The organism is Psychrobacter halodurans, from assembly GCF_017498075.1.
GTDB classification, from domain to species: domain Bacteria; phylum Pseudomonadota; class Gammaproteobacteria; order Pseudomonadales; family Moraxellaceae; genus Psychrobacter; species Psychrobacter celer.
This window is the reverse complement of sequence record NZ_JAGBKN010000003.1, coordinates 134489-147707: the sequence shown is the minus strand read 5'-3', so window position 1 is coordinate 147707 and position 13219 is coordinate 134489. Positions and strand designations below refer to the sequence as shown.

The 13219-nt window shown below is 46.8% G+C and carries 11 protein-coding genes; 6 read left to right on the top strand and 5 right to left on the bottom strand.

Annotated features, from left to right (window positions below; all coding sequences use genetic code 11):
- Positions 1-145: 145 nt before the first annotated feature.
- From dapD to J3491_RS02630, 3 genes are all read right to left on the bottom strand, one after another.
- Positions 146-967 carry a 2,3,4,5-tetrahydropyridine-2,6-dicarboxylate N-succinyltransferase gene (gene dapD / locus J3491_RS02640; protein ID WP_100749202.1) on the bottom strand — a complete coding sequence of 274 codons (822 nt, stop codon included), beginning with the start codon at positions 965-967 and terminating at the stop codon, positions 146-148.
- Between the two features lie 101 nt (positions 968-1068).
- Positions 1069-2028 carry an alpha/beta fold hydrolase gene (locus J3491_RS02635; protein ID WP_207969106.1) on the bottom strand — a complete coding sequence of 320 codons (960 nt, stop codon included), beginning with the start codon at positions 2026-2028 and terminating at the stop codon, positions 1069-1071.
- Between the two features lie 59 nt (positions 2029-2087).
- Entirely contained in the window at positions 2088-3851 is a 1764-nt protein-coding gene (locus tag J3491_RS02630; protein WP_243456051.1) for an amidohydrolase, read from the bottom strand.
- A gap of 375 nt (positions 3852-4226) precedes the next feature.
- Between J3491_RS02630 and arsS the strand changes: the two genes are divergently transcribed.
- The 3 genes from arsS (at position 4227) to J3491_RS02615 (ending at position 6645) form a co-directional block, all read left to right on the top strand.
- Entirely contained in the window at positions 4227-5204 is a 978-nt protein-coding gene (gene arsS, locus J3491_RS02625; RefSeq protein WP_207969105.1) for an arsenosugar biosynthesis radical SAM (seleno)protein ArsS, read from the top strand.
- 80 nt (positions 5205-5284) lie between these two features.
- Entirely contained in the window at positions 5285-5995 is a 711-nt protein-coding gene (locus J3491_RS02620) for a TIGR04283 family arsenosugar biosynthesis glycosyltransferase (RefSeq protein ID WP_207969104.1), read from the top strand.
- Between the two features lie 14 nt (positions 5996-6009).
- Positions 6010-6645, top strand: coding sequence for a TIGR04282 family arsenosugar biosynthesis glycosyltransferase (locus J3491_RS02615; protein ID WP_207969103.1), 636 nt, complete (start codon positions 6010-6012; stop codon positions 6643-6645).
- A gap of 79 nt (positions 6646-6724) precedes the next feature.
- Here J3491_RS02615 and mtnP read toward each other — a convergent pair whose 3' ends face one another.
- Positions 6725-7606, bottom strand: a complete 882-nt coding sequence (gene mtnP / locus J3491_RS02610; protein ID WP_207969102.1) for an S-methyl-5'-thioadenosine phosphorylase — start codon at positions 7604-7606, stop codon at positions 6725-6727.
- Between the two features lie 569 nt (positions 7607-8175).
- Between mtnP and J3491_RS02605 the strand changes: the two genes are divergently transcribed.
- Genes J3491_RS02605 through J3491_RS02595 form a run of 3 tightly spaced genes read left to right on the top strand, consistent with a single transcriptional unit; the run spans position 8176 to position 11750 of the window.
- Positions 8176-9189, top strand: a complete 1014-nt coding sequence (locus tag J3491_RS02605; protein WP_207969101.1) for a TAXI family TRAP transporter solute-binding subunit — start codon at positions 8176-8178, stop codon at positions 9187-9189.
- Complete coding sequence (locus J3491_RS02600) at positions 9170-9694, top strand: DUF1850 domain-containing protein (protein WP_207969100.1); 525 nt, start codon at positions 9170-9172, stop codon at positions 9692-9694. Before J3491_RS02605 ends, J3491_RS02600 begins: the two co-directional genes overlap by 20 nt.
- Positions 9695-9704: 10 nt before the next feature.
- The gene (locus J3491_RS02595; protein WP_424108340.1) at positions 9705-11750 is read left to right on the top strand and encodes a TRAP transporter permease; all 2046 of its coding nucleotides are present in this window, start codon (positions 9705-9707) and stop codon (positions 11748-11750) included.
- Positions 11751-12050: 300 nt separating this feature from the next.
- On the opposite strand, the gene lipA is transcribed toward J3491_RS02595, so the two are convergent.
- Complete coding sequence (gene lipA / locus J3491_RS02590) at positions 12051-13094, bottom strand: lipoyl synthase (protein WP_192995664.1); 1044 nt, start codon at positions 13092-13094, stop codon at positions 12051-12053.
- Positions 13095-13219 lie beyond the last annotated feature (125 nt).

The window sequence follows — 13219 nt, the reverse complement described above, 5'->3', positions numbered from 1 at the left end:
GGAAGATGGCGCAAGTAATATCGAGATATTAGTCAGCTATTTGACACCGTTTGGCCAGATTTAGCCCATTTAGATGGCTATCGATTGAATTGAGGACACGCCCTAAAAACAGTTTGGTATAAAAACCAACGTATACGCGAGCAGATTAATCTAAGCGTAGCAGCTCATTGACCGCTGTCTTTGCGCGCGTCTGTGCATCGACTTTTTTGACGATGATGGCGGCATAGAGGCTATGGCTACCGTCTTTTGATGGCAAGCTACCTGGTACGACGACAGAGCCTGCGGGTACGCGGCCGCGATGAATCTCGCCTGTCTCGCGATCATAAATGCGTGTTGATTGACCGATATACACGCCCATAGAGATGACCGCGCCTTCTTCGACGATGACGCCTTCAACGATCTCAGAGCGCGCACCGATAAAGCAGTTGTCTTCAATGATGGTCGGGTTGGCTTGTAGTGGCTCAAGCACGCCGCCGATACCCACGCCGCCTGAGAGATGCACGTTTTTGCCGATTTGGGCACATGAGCCGACCGTCGCCCATGTATCAACCATCGCGCCTTGATCGACATAAGCGCCGATATTGACGTATGATGGCATCAGCACCGCGCCTGCCGCGACATATGAGCCTTTACGAGCGACCGCAGGTGGCACGACACGTACACCAGCTTCTTTAAACTGCGCTTCGGTCCAGTCAGCAAATTTGGTCGGTACTTTGTCATAAAACTGCACATGTTCGCCAGCGGCTTGTACGTAGTTGTCATTTAGGCGAAATGACAATAGTACTGCTTTTTTGGCCCACTGATTGACGACCCATTCGCCATCCTTTTTTTCTGCTACGCGCAGGCTGCCGTTATCTAGTTGCTCAAGCACTTGCTCGATGGCATCGCGCACATCTTGCGGCATGGTGCTTGGGCTATATTCGTTACGGTTTTCAAAGGCTTGTTCGATGGTTTGTTGTAATGACATAAAGGTTCCTAAAATTAATAAAAGAGAAGTCTTATAACAAAATAAGGGCGTAAATGTGGTGAAAAAACACGTTCGCTGTATTGTCGCTAATTTGACCGCTTTTAGCAAACGTCCGCAGTATTATCTTCTATCCATTCTAGGATATCTTGATAAACGGTTTGATGGTCTTTTTCATGGAGCGGCTCATGACGCATATTTGGATAAAGCTGGATATCGACGTTGCTAAAGTTTTGCTGGTTTAAGCGGGTGACGATGCGACGAATGCCGCGACCCATATTGCCGATAGGGTCGTCCTCGCCGCTGATAAAGAGCATCGGAAAGTCCTTGGTAATGGTGGCAGCCCAGTGTTTATTCAGCCCCGTTTCCATCAAACAAAACAGCGTCATAAAGCCGTTATTGGTAAAGTCAAAGCCTGTCAATGGATCAGCCTCATAGTCTGCGATGGCTTCGGGGTTTTGATTTAACCAAGCAAACTCAGATTCTGATTGGCGGTTCTTTAGCTTGCTATTGAGGACTTTATTCATGACCGTGGCAAATACAGGATTTGGGGTTTTTGGGGCGACTTTTGCCAAGAGTTTATTGGCAGGTACCAGCACTTTGGTCAAGGGGTTGGCATCTGCACTGCCCATCAAGATAGCACCTGCAAAGCGATGAGCGTGATGTTTGAGGACATTGCGGACGATAAAGGAGCCCATTGAGTGCCCCATGACAAAGTGTGGCACCTCCGGATGACGCGCTTGTAACTGATCTGCCATCACGATGACGTCTTTTAGCAATGACTGCATAGGATGCTCGTCAGCGAAAAACCCTAAGTCCGCTTGGGTTTTGACGGTTTTACCATGGCCTAAATGGTCGTAAGTGGCGACGGCGATACCGTGATCGGCCAAAAACTGCGCAAAATCTGCATAGCGGCCACTATGCTCGGCCATACCGTGTACGACGAGTAGGGTGGCCTTGATATGGGTTTGCGTATCGCTTGGCACAAAAAACGTATGATGTAGATGGTGGATATTGTCTGAGGACAAAATATGCTCGTGACTGCTATCGGTGCTACTACTCATAAAAAACTCCTATGATTCGGTAAAATATGGGACGAATGATGGGTCATATCATTTGGCTGCTATTGTACTGGACGCTGATAAATAGTGTTGCCTTCTTTGATGGTTTTTACTACTTTAATATTGCGGATATCGGCTGGTTTTATGGTCAGCGGGTTGTTATCTAAAATCACCAAATCCGCGAGTTTACCAGGAGCCAGTGTGCCTTTGGTGTCTTCTTCAAAATACTGATACGCCGCGTTGCTGGTGATGGCCTTGAGAGCTTGGTACGGCGTGATGCGTTCATCAGCACCGATGACTTGACCTGTACGTGAGGTGCGATTGACCGCTGTCCAAACAGAAAACAGCGGATCGACTGGCGTGACAGTGTCGTCGGAGTGATTGGTATAAGGGATGCCCATTTGATCAACTGTGGCAAGAGGGCTTAAGGAATTGGCGCGTTTTTCGCCCAAGTTTGTGATATGGACATCGCCCCAAAAATAAGCGTGGTTGGTAAAAAATGACGGCACCATATTGTACTTTTTAAACGCCGCTAGCTGGTCTGGCCGCGCAAACTGCGTATGAATCGGCACGATACGGCGGTCTTTATCAGCAGCTTGCCCCGTTTGTTTGACCGCATATTCGTGCGCTTGGAGGATCATATCAGTGGCCGCGTCACCATTATTATGAATAAATAACTGATTGTCATTTTTATAGGCTTTGACAAACATCTCATTCATCTTCTCTTGGCTGATACTCGGCAAGCCGCGGCAGTCGCTCTCGCAGTCTGGTACAGGCGTCAGATAGGGCTGAGTAAAATAAGCGGTCTTGCCTTGCGGGGAGCCGTCGGCGATGATTTTGGTGCCTTGTACCTTAAAACCGTTTTGATAGGTTTGCCATTTAAAGTCTTTATCGGCCAAGTTTTCGTCCAAATCACTAACCCCTGCCAAGGAGACCAAGTCGATTTTTAGCTTACCATTATCGGCTTGTTTTTGAAAAAACTGAATAGCATCACGGGTCGTAGAGCCGTCTTGCGCTGTGGTCACGCCGTACTTGGCGTAGTAGTCTTGGGTTTGATCAAAAAACTGCGCTTGCTTGGGCTCAAGCGTCTTAAGCAGTTGATACATAAGCGGATACATCGCTGTCTCTTGTAGCAGACCATTTGGCTCGTTTGAGCCTTTGACTCGGGCGATATTACCACCTTCAGGTGACTGGCTATCGGCAGTGATGTCCATAGCAGCCAGCGCGTCGGAGTTGGCAACCCCCATATGACCGCTGGTGTGCTGCAAATACACTGGGTTGTTTGGCAAAACGCTATCAATCTCTTCTTTGGTCGGATGGCGATCCTCAGTGAGCTGAGTCTCATCATAACCCCAGCCAAATATCCACTCGCCATCAGCGATGTTATTGTCTTTTTTATAAGCCTTTAACGCTAGCAGCATTTTATCGATATTGTCTATCTTACCAATCGGCGGCGCGCTCAAATCCACTTGTCCCATAGTGTTGGACACCAAGCCAAAATGACTGTGTGGATCGATAAATCCTGGCAGCAGCGTCTGATGTTGCAAGTCGACGGTCGCGGCGTTTTTATAGTTGTCTTGCGCGTGTTTTAAGCTACCAACATAAGCAATCTTACCGTTTTGGGTGACCAATGCTTGCGCCAGTTGCGGCTTGTCGCCCTCCATGGTAATGATATTGCCGTTGTAATAGATGGTTGCTTGACTGGTCGCTGTTTGTACCGCCACCGCGCTGTCTTGATTGTCTGCTGTCAGATTTGCTGCACAGCCGATCATGCTCAGTAGGCCAATGCCTAATAAGGCCGGTCTTATAAATAGATGTGTGCTCATTTTTTTCCCTAGTCTTGTCTTTTCTCATGAATGATAAATGTACTGTGCGCTTTGCCAAAAGATGCCGATAGAACCAATCTAACTATAATGCCAAATGCGGTCAATATCCTTGGGCGATTTGTTGCTTTTCTATCCTGTGGGAGCCAGTAGCGCCTAGAGCATGCATTAATGCTGATATGGAATAACCAGCTAAATACTTAATATTAATGATAATACAGAAGAAAAAATAAGGTATGATTTATGAAGTCTCCTTTATTTTTTTGCTGAATGATAAGCATATGATGTGGACCATGCCCGCGCCTGCATCAAGGCAACATCAAAGTTTTAGCACGATTTTTTATCGCAAAAAGACACCTAACTGGATGCCATATCGTTATGAAATCTACTATTGAGCTACTCGAAGCGACGGATTTTCCTGCTATCAACAGATGTAAGCTTACAACTCTACAAGTCAATATGGGCTATCTGTGTAATATGTCTTGTGTGCATTGTCATGTCGCAGCCAGTCCATACCGCACCGAGATGATGTCGCGTGAGTTGGTTGAGCTTATTGCGCAAGTGCTGCAAGCGCAAAATATCGATACACTTGATTTGACCGGCGGCGCGCCTGAGATGCACGAGGATTTTAAATACTTGGTAAAAGAAGCGCGTAAGCTTGGCGTCAAAGTCATTGATCGTTGTAACTTGACGATCTTGATAAAAGAAGGCTATGAAGACATGGCGCAGTTTTTGGCAGATAACGAGGTGGAAGTGGTTGCCTCACTGCCGTGTTATTCGCTTGAAAACGTCGATAAACAGCGCGGCAAAGGCGCATTTGATGACAGTATCCTAGGGCTGCATAAGCTCAACGCTTTGGGCTATGGAAGGGCAAATACAGGTTTGATTTTGAACTTGGTTTATAACCCGCAAGGCGCGACCCTACCGCCCAATCAGCAGATGCTAGAGGCGGACTATAAGCGCGAGCTCAAAGCACACTTTGATATTGAGTTCAATCAGCTATTTGCTCTGACGAACATGCCCATTCAGCGCTTTGGTGCAGTCTTGCTTGCCAAAAACGAGTTCTATCCTTATATGACGCTGCTCAAAGACAACTACGATGCGCACAATCTCAAAGACGTCATGTGCCGCGAGACCATCAGTGTCAATTGGCTGGGCGAATTGTTTGATTGTGATTTTAATCAGCAGCTGCAGATACCGGTGCCGAATAAATCGCGCCGGCATCTAAAAGACTTATTGACGCAAAATCCTGAGGGTGATGACATCGCGATTGCCGATCATTGCTACGGCTGTACGGCAGGACAGGGCAGTAGCTGCGGCGGCGCGTTAGAAAGCGATCAGACGAAAGTGGTTTAGCGTTTTCAGGTACTGTTTTTCAAACTAAGATAAGCCACACCAACCATGACTGAACGCTAAATAGGAAGTAACCAGATAGCATGCCCACAATTTCTATCATCATTCCTATACTCAACGAGGCAGATAACCTGCCGCATTTGTTTGTACACATCATCGGGCTAAACCCACCTCCGCAGCAAGTGATATTGATTGATGGTGGCTCAAATGATGAGTCTTTGGCATTGACTCAAAGCCTTATTACAGATTTGAGAGTGATTCAGCAGTCAGACATCGACTGGCAAGTGATTCAGTCACAAGCTGGTCGCGCGCGGCAAATGAACAAAGGCGCAGCGCTCGCTACTGGTGATGTACTGCTGTTTTTGCATGCAGATACCAAATTGCCACCTCAAGCTATTACGGATATAAAAACTGCTACCCAAGATAAAAAATGGGGTCGTTTTGACGTACGTCTAGATAGCCCTGATTGGATGCTAAAGCGAGTCAGCAAAATGATAAACTTACGCTCGCGGCTAACTGGTATTGCCACGGGTGACCAAGCTATTTTTATCAAACGAGATTGGTTTGAGCAAATTGGTGGCTATCCCGATCAAGCGTTGATGGAGGATGTTGAGATTAGTAAACGTCTAAAAACCATTGGCAAACCTGCTTGTTTAACCAGTCAAGTCATCACCTCAGCACGGCGCTGGCAGCAGCATGGCACGTGCCGCACGATATTACTGATGTGGCGGCTGCGCTTCGATTATTGGCGCGGCGTACCTGCTGACAATATTTGGCAGCGCTATTACCGATAAAACAAACCCTTATCATGAATCAAAACTCATCAACCTGTATTATTATCTTTGCCAAATTCCCCGCGGCGGGCAAGGCAAAAACGCGCTTGCAGCCAGTGCTTGGGATGGCAGGGGGCGCTCGTATGGCGCGTAAACTGCTTTTGCATAGTACCCGTCAGGCGCGAGCGACAGGGTTTACGGTTGAGCTATGCGTCAGTCCTGCGCCAAGCGATCCATGCTGGCAGACGCTGGGTTTACCCAAGTCATTGCAATGGTCAGCACAAGCCGATGGCGATCTGGGATTACGTATGCTTACCGCCAGTACGCAGGCTTTGAAAAAGTTTGAAAAGGTATTGCTGATAGGGAGCGATTGCCCCAGTTTGACAGCGGCAGTGATTCAAAATGCCGCGCAGCAGTTACATAACTCATCTAATAAAGTTGATAGCGTAATGATTCCCGCCTTTGATGGCGGTTATGTACTGTTTGGTTTTAAGAAGATTTATGCCAGTCTATTTGCAGATATCAAGTGGAGTACCGCAAGCGTTGCCTCTATTACTCAGCAGCGTATTCAAGATTTAAACTGGTCATTGGCTTTGTTAGCGCCTTTGCCTGATATCGATGAGCCTGAGGATTTACAGTATCTGCCCGTAGGCTGGCTGGATACCATCTGAATAACTCTTAGGTTTAAACGACTTAAAATGCTAAAGCCATCAAATATTTTGGTGGTTTTTTATGCAATAACGATTGATACTATTTGGGTAATAGCGCTGAAATCCTGGTCTTGGTTTTATCACTCATCGCTTCTATTGGCGTGACTAATGCTTGCGCTAGAGCTGTATGAGCGATAGATTTGGGCTGCTCGCTAGCGAGTAGGGCGACTGCTTCTTTAATCACTTGCTGGGCGTTATCGGCATTTTTCATCAGGTTTTGGATGGCATAGTCGGCGCTGACGGCTTCCTCGGTAGGGTGCCAGCTATCAAAATCGGTCACTAACGCAAGCGTGGCATAGGCAATGCTGGTTTCACGCGCGAGTTTGGCTTCTGGCATATTGGTCATGCCGATGATGTCAGCGTTCATTTGCCGATACCACTGCGACTCTGCACGAGTAGAGAACTGTGGCCCTTCGATACAAACGTAAGTCGCTTTTGAGTGGCACCGCCCATCGGCAATATTGGCTTTATCATAAGATCTCGTCAAAACCTCAGACATAGCAGGGCAAAGCGGATCAGCCATCGACACATGAGCGACTGCGCCATCCCCAAAGAAACTACTAACACGCTGCTTGGTCATATCAATCATTTGATTAGGGACGACCATATCTAAAGGCTTTAGGTTTTCTTGTAATGAGCCGACCGCTGATACCGAGATGATATAACGCACGCCTAGCGTTTTTAGCGCATAGATATTGGCGCGGTACGGCACCTCGGACGGCATGAATTTATGACCCTGACCATGACGGGCCAAAAAGGCGACGGTAGTGCCGGTCAGCTCGCCCAATACAATGTCATCAGACGGCTCACCGAAAGGCGTCTCAACTTTAACGCGCCGTTTATTGGTCAAGTCTGCCATCTGATACAGGCCACTGCCGCCGATGATGGCGATATCAGCGGTTTGTTTTGTTGCTGAGGTCATAGGGCGCTCCCTGATGTTTTGTGATAAGTATTTATTGAGAATATAGCACTCTCTTTACGTAGGAATGTCATTACTTTGCATCGCTATCTTTGGGCAGAGAGTCACATAGGGTCATTTGCAGTTATTGATAGTCATCGTGTCTCTTATATCTATCATAAAGGTTTACAAAAAAGCGAGGTTTTGTTTAAATGGTTTGGTTATTGAAACATGGTTTCGCATATCAAAACTACAGCTTTTGTATATATAGTGAGTTCAGTATAAAAACGATACAGTGGGGCTGGGATAAATTTTACGCAGCCTCTGTCGGCGCAGGCACAGCACGCAAGGAAAATTTATCCCAGTCCCACATTGACATATAATGTATCTGTTTTATTTAGAATCGACTATAGTTGATCCACTATAAAAGAAATGCAGTAAGACAGGAAAGCATTTTGCGCAGTATTTGTTTGCGTCGCCACAGGCAGTTTATTTACCATAAGAATTGCTATAGTATTACAGGTCTGTAACGTATCTATTTTTAAAGACTATGCGTTTAGACAAGCGTATAAAACATTTCAAGGATGAATGCCATGCTCAACTCTTCAAAATCTCCTTTGCTTTTATCGGCGATGTTAAGTGCTGTTTTAGGCCTAACCGCGTGCTCTTCTCCAAGCTCAGAAAACACAGACAATGCAGCGGCAGAAAGTAGTGCCACTGCAGACGATAAGCTGGACACAAAGTTTGTCACCATCGCCACAGGCGGCGCATCTGGCCCTTATAATATTATTGGTACAGCATTGTCTGAGGTTTATGCCAAAACCTTTGGGGTCAACTCAAAGACGCAGACCACAGGCGCATCAGTTGAAAACGTCAATTTATTAACCCAAGGCAAGGTAGATATGGTGTTGGCGCTGAGCGATGTCGTCACTGATGCCGTCGACGGCAAAAACAACTTCGATCAGCCAATTGACAACATTCAACAGATCGCTGTGCTATACCCGAATGTGGTTCAGATCGTGACGTCTCAACAGTCAGGCATCAAAAATATCGAAGATCTGCGTGGTAAGCGTATTGCGGTTGGTGATCAAGGTTCAGGCACAGAGGTGAATGCGCGCACCCTATTAGAAGGCTTTGGTATTACTTATGATGATATCACCGTCGACTATTTAGGCTTTGCTGAAGCGGCTGATGGTATGAAGGCTGGCAAAATCGAAGCGGCGTTCTTTAGTAGTGGTCTACCAAACTCGTCATTGATGGAGCTAGAGCAGGGCTTAGATTTGCAGCTGGTCACTATCGATCAAGACAAGTTGAATGAGATCATCACCACCAAACCGTATTTTAAAACCTTTGAGATACCAGCGGGTACTTACGGCAACGATGCCGCGATACCGACGGCCGCGATTATGAATGCGTTGTTGGTGCGTTCGGATTTATCTGAAGACGATGGTTATAAGCTGACTAAGGCTTTGTTTGATAATTTGGACGGCCTAAAAACCGCGCATCAAGCAGCCAATGATATCAGCTTAGAGTCTGCCAACACTGGTATGGTGGCCCCAATCCATCCTGGCGCAAAAAAGTACTACGATGAGCAAGCAGCCAAGTAAACGTCTATGGTTATTAACTAGCGCGGCACTGATGGCTGCGCTAGTTTTTTTTGTGCTATGGGCCAGCGTATCCCAGCAGCCCGTTGTCGAAGTGCAAGTCGATGGCACCACCTGTTATTTTACTGAGCCAAGCTTTGAGCTGCGCTGGATCCATTCTGTAGAAAAGCAGTGGTGGGAGGAGCAGTATCAGCGTACAGACGACGGTCTGCTGTTGACCACTACCTATTTTGAAGCGTTTGGTGCAGGTACGCCGTCGACTGAAGCGCTGGCCCCCACAAAAAAACCTGGCTATTTGGGTTATCAAATCAACGAAAAACTGCCTAGCCTTAATTGGGTAGTGTCTAGATTGACCAAGGGTGAGCTAAATTATGCCGACCATCGGCTTTTGGTTCATGAGTGGGCGCCAGATTATTCTGAAGTAACGATTACGCCCAAGACGTATCATTTAATTGACAGATTACAAAAGGACTTTTGTCATGAACTCGCAAGTGACGGATCACGATAATGTGACAACGATGTCAGCCAATCATGCTGATCGGCCCATCCATTCCAATACTGATGCTAATACCAATGTAGATGCCGAGCTTGACGCGCAAGCTCATAATCAGGCCATATTAGAAAAGTATGATCGAGAGTCGATCACCCGTCACATCACTCAAGGTCCAGTTAAGTATTTTATCGCTGGAATTTGCATTTTATATTCTATCTTTCACTTGTATATCACCTTCAATCCGATGCCAGCTTTGCTACAGCGCTCTGTACACGTCGGTGTTGGATTTGCCCTGATATTTCTGATATTTCCAGCCAGTAAAAAAAGCAGCCGTAAGCGCGTCGCTTGGTATGACTGGATTTGGTTCTTGCTATCATTGTCTGGCATGGCTTATCTGATATACGAGTATCAAGATATCGTGACCTCACGTGGTGGTATGGCCAATCCGGTCGATGTGATATTTTCTATCATCACCGTCATTTGTGTGTTAGAGGGCAGTCGCCGTATCACTGGTTGGATTTTGCCGATATTGGCATCGATATTTTTGGCTTATCCATTTGTCAGCCATCTAGATTTTATGCCTGATCGATTGCTCACGCGTCCTTATGATATGGGCGATATCTTTGGTCAGTTGTTTTTAAAAACGGAAGGTCTGTATTCTGTGGCGATTGGCGCGTCAGTGACGTTTATTTTCTTGTTTATTTTATTTGGCGCGTTTTTGGCGCGCTCTGGTATGGGTCAGCTGTTTAATGATTTGGCATTGGCTATTGCTGGGGATAAGAAAGGCGGCCCTGCCAAGGTGGCAGTCATCTCAAGCGGCTTTATGGGTAGTATCAATGGCTCAGCATTATCGAACGTTGTCAGCACCGGCGCGTTTACCATCCCATTGATGAAAAAAGTCGGTTATCACAAAGACTTTTCGGGAGCAGTAGAAGCCAGCGCGTCAGTTGGTGGGCAGATATTGCCACCGATTATGGGAGCCAGTGCCTTTATCATGGCGGAGACCACAGGGCTACCTTATAGCACCATTGCTCTAGCGGCTTTATTGCCGGCAGTGCTCTACTATCTGGGCGTTATTGCTCAAGTGCATTTTCGTGCGGGTCGCCGTGACCTAAAAGGCATTGCCAAAGAAAACCTGCCCGCCGTCAAAGAAGTATTAAAAGCGCGCGGTCATATGCTACTACCGATTGTGTTTTTGATTTATTTATTGATTGAAAACGTACCCGTCGGCTATGCCGCGGCCTATACCATTGGCTTCACGGTTGCCATTAGTATGCTACGCAAAGAGACCAGAATGGGGTTTTCGGACATTTTGGGTGCACTAGAAGATGGTGCTCGCCAGTCGCTGGCGGTGATGGCGGCCTGTGCGGTCGTCGGAGTAATCATTGGCGTTGTTAGCTTAACCAGCTTTGGGACGGTGATGACCTCATCCATCGTGACATTAGGAGCTGGGTCGTTATTCTTAACCCTAATATTGACCATGCTTGCCTCTATGGTACTCGGCATGGGGCTACCGTCTATTCCTGCGTATATCATTACCGCAACGATGGCAGCGCCTGCACTAGCAGGTTTTGATATTCCTATTTTATCAGCGCATATGTTCGTGTTTTATTTCGGTATTTTTGCCAATATTACGCCGCCTGTCTGTCTGGCAGCCTTTGCCGGTGCGGGTATATCTGGTGGTGACCCGATGAAGACAGGGTTTTTGTCGTTGAAGCTGGCATTGGCCGGATTTATCGTGCCGTTTATGTTTATTTATAGTCCGACGATGCTGATGATAGATCCCACGGGTCTGGCAGTCACGGCAAAAGACTTTCCGCTGCCGCCTATCCTTGATATCGTGACAGTGGTATTGACATCGGTAACAGGGGTTATTGCTTTAGGGGCGGCGCTAGAGGGCTATTTTAGGGGCGCTATGAGTCCACTCACGCGTGGCATATTGGCCATCGGCGCGTTACTACTGATTTATCCTGAACTGACCACAGGCTTGGTAGGTGGGATTATCGTGCTAATTATCGCTGTTTGGAACATAAAAACCGCTGAAAAGCCCACACCGACATTAACGGTTTAAAGCGTTAGGTATCTATATTAGGGCGTGTCCTTAATTCAATCGATAGCCATTTAAATGGGCTAAAAATGGCTAAATCTGGCCAAACGGTGTCAAATAGCTGACTAATATCTTGATATTATCTGCGCTATTTTCCTTGTTTGACAGCGATTTATCTCATTTTTATCGCCATTTTTAAAATGAGGACACACCCTAAGAGATTGGTTCATTTGTAAAATAAAAAAGGGTGAGTAACAAAATCTGTTACTCACCCTTTTTCTATTAAAATCACAGGTCAACGGTTGCTCAAACCTGATTCAGGCATTAACAACCAAGTTTACCCTCAGCCTCGAGTGCTTTTTTGCTACGGATTGGCGCAGGGCAGTCTTCACCGTAGTATTGACGATCGGCAAAGTAGCTGGAGCGTACCATCGGGCCTGCCCAAATGCTAAAGAAGCCAATCTTTTTGCCATAATCCATATAGCGCTGAAACTCGTCTGGATGCACGTAGCGATCAACAGGCGCATGATCCTTACTGGGCTGCAGATACTGACCGATAGTAATCATATCGACATCATGGGCTTTTAAGTCATCAAGCAGCGCATAGACCTCTTCTTCTGTCTCACCAAGACCGACCATAAAGCCGCACTTGGTGGCGATATCAGGACGACGCGCTTTGTACAGTTTAAGCAAATCGAGCGAATGCTGATAATCAGAGCCAGGACGGAAGGCTTTATATAGACGCGGCACAGTTTCGATATTATGGTTAAAGACATCTGGCGGGGTTTCAGTGAGTAAGTCCAAAGCAATCTCCATACGACCACGGAAATCTGGCACCAATATCTCGATCAAGCAGTTTGGGCTTAGCGCGCGCGATTCGTTCAATACTTCTACAAAATGCCCAGCGCCGCCATCCTTTAGATCATCGCGATCGACAGAGGTGATCACCGCATATTTAAGACCCAAGCCTTGGATGGTCTCAGCAGTGTGGCGCGGCTCGTCTTTATCAAGCGCATTTGGACGACCATGACCCACATCACAGAACGGACAGCGACGGGTACAGATATCGCCCATAATCATAAAGGTCGCGGTACCATCGGCAAAGCACTGCGGCAGGTTGGGGCAGGCAGCTTCTTCACAGACGGTATAGAGCTTTTGTTCGCGCAGTGTGGCTTTGATGCGTGCAACTTCCGCAGGGGAAGACATCTTGACCCGAATCCAATCAGGCTTTTTTTTGGCCTCGACCGTTGGGATGACCTTAATGGGAATACGGGCAACTTTATCATAGCCACGTAGCTTTTCGCCTTGCACTGCTTTTTTGGGTTTGGCCTTGGCAGCAGGGACATAGGTTTGTACGGCAGTCGTCATAATAGAGTTATCTCTTAACCCTTTATAGTATAAGGGTTTATGGAATGATCGGAATGTTTTATAAGTGTCGGTATTATAGCAGGGATTTTACAGTCTGTTTTTGTACAATATCGTTAAGAGTACTA

Bases quoted from the DNA above. Each gene is read 5' to 3' on its own strand.
- J3491_RS02605 (WP_207969101.1), top strand. From the start codon at position 8,176: ATGCTCAACTCTTCAAAATCTCCTTTGCTTTTATCGGCGATGTTAAGT.
- J3491_RS02630 (WP_243456051.1), bottom strand. From the start codon at position 3,851: ATGAGCACACATCTATTTATAAGACCGGCCTTATTAGGCATTGGCCTA.
- J3491_RS02615 (WP_207969103.1), top strand. From the start codon at position 6,010: ATGAATCAAAACTCATCAACCTGTATTATTATCTTTGCCAAATTCCCC.
- J3491_RS02595 (WP_424108340.1), top strand. From the start codon at position 9,705: ATGTCAGCCAATCATGCTGATCGGCCCATCCATTCCAATACTGATGCT.
- lipA (WP_192995664.1), bottom strand. From the start codon at position 13,094: ATGACGACTGCCGTACAAACCTATGTCCCTGCTGCCAAGGCCAAACCC.
- J3491_RS02600 (WP_207969100.1), top strand. From the start codon at position 9,170: ATGAGCAAGCAGCCAAGTAAACGTCTATGGTTATTAACTAGCGCGGCA.
- J3491_RS02620 (WP_207969104.1), top strand. From the start codon at position 5,285: ATGCCCACAATTTCTATCATCATTCCTATACTCAACGAGGCAGATAAC.
- dapD (WP_100749202.1), bottom strand. From the start codon at position 967: ATGTCATTACAACAAACCATCGAACAAGCCTTTGAAAACCGTAACGAA.
- J3491_RS02635 (WP_207969106.1), bottom strand. From the start codon at position 2,028: ATGAGTAGTAGCACCGATAGCAGTCACGAGCATATTTTGTCCTCAGAC.
- arsS (WP_207969105.1), top strand. From the start codon at position 4,227: ATGAAATCTACTATTGAGCTACTCGAAGCGACGGATTTTCCTGCTATC.
- mtnP (WP_207969102.1), bottom strand. From the start codon at position 7,606: ATGACCTCAGCAACAAAACAAACCGCTGATATCGCCATCATCGGCGGC.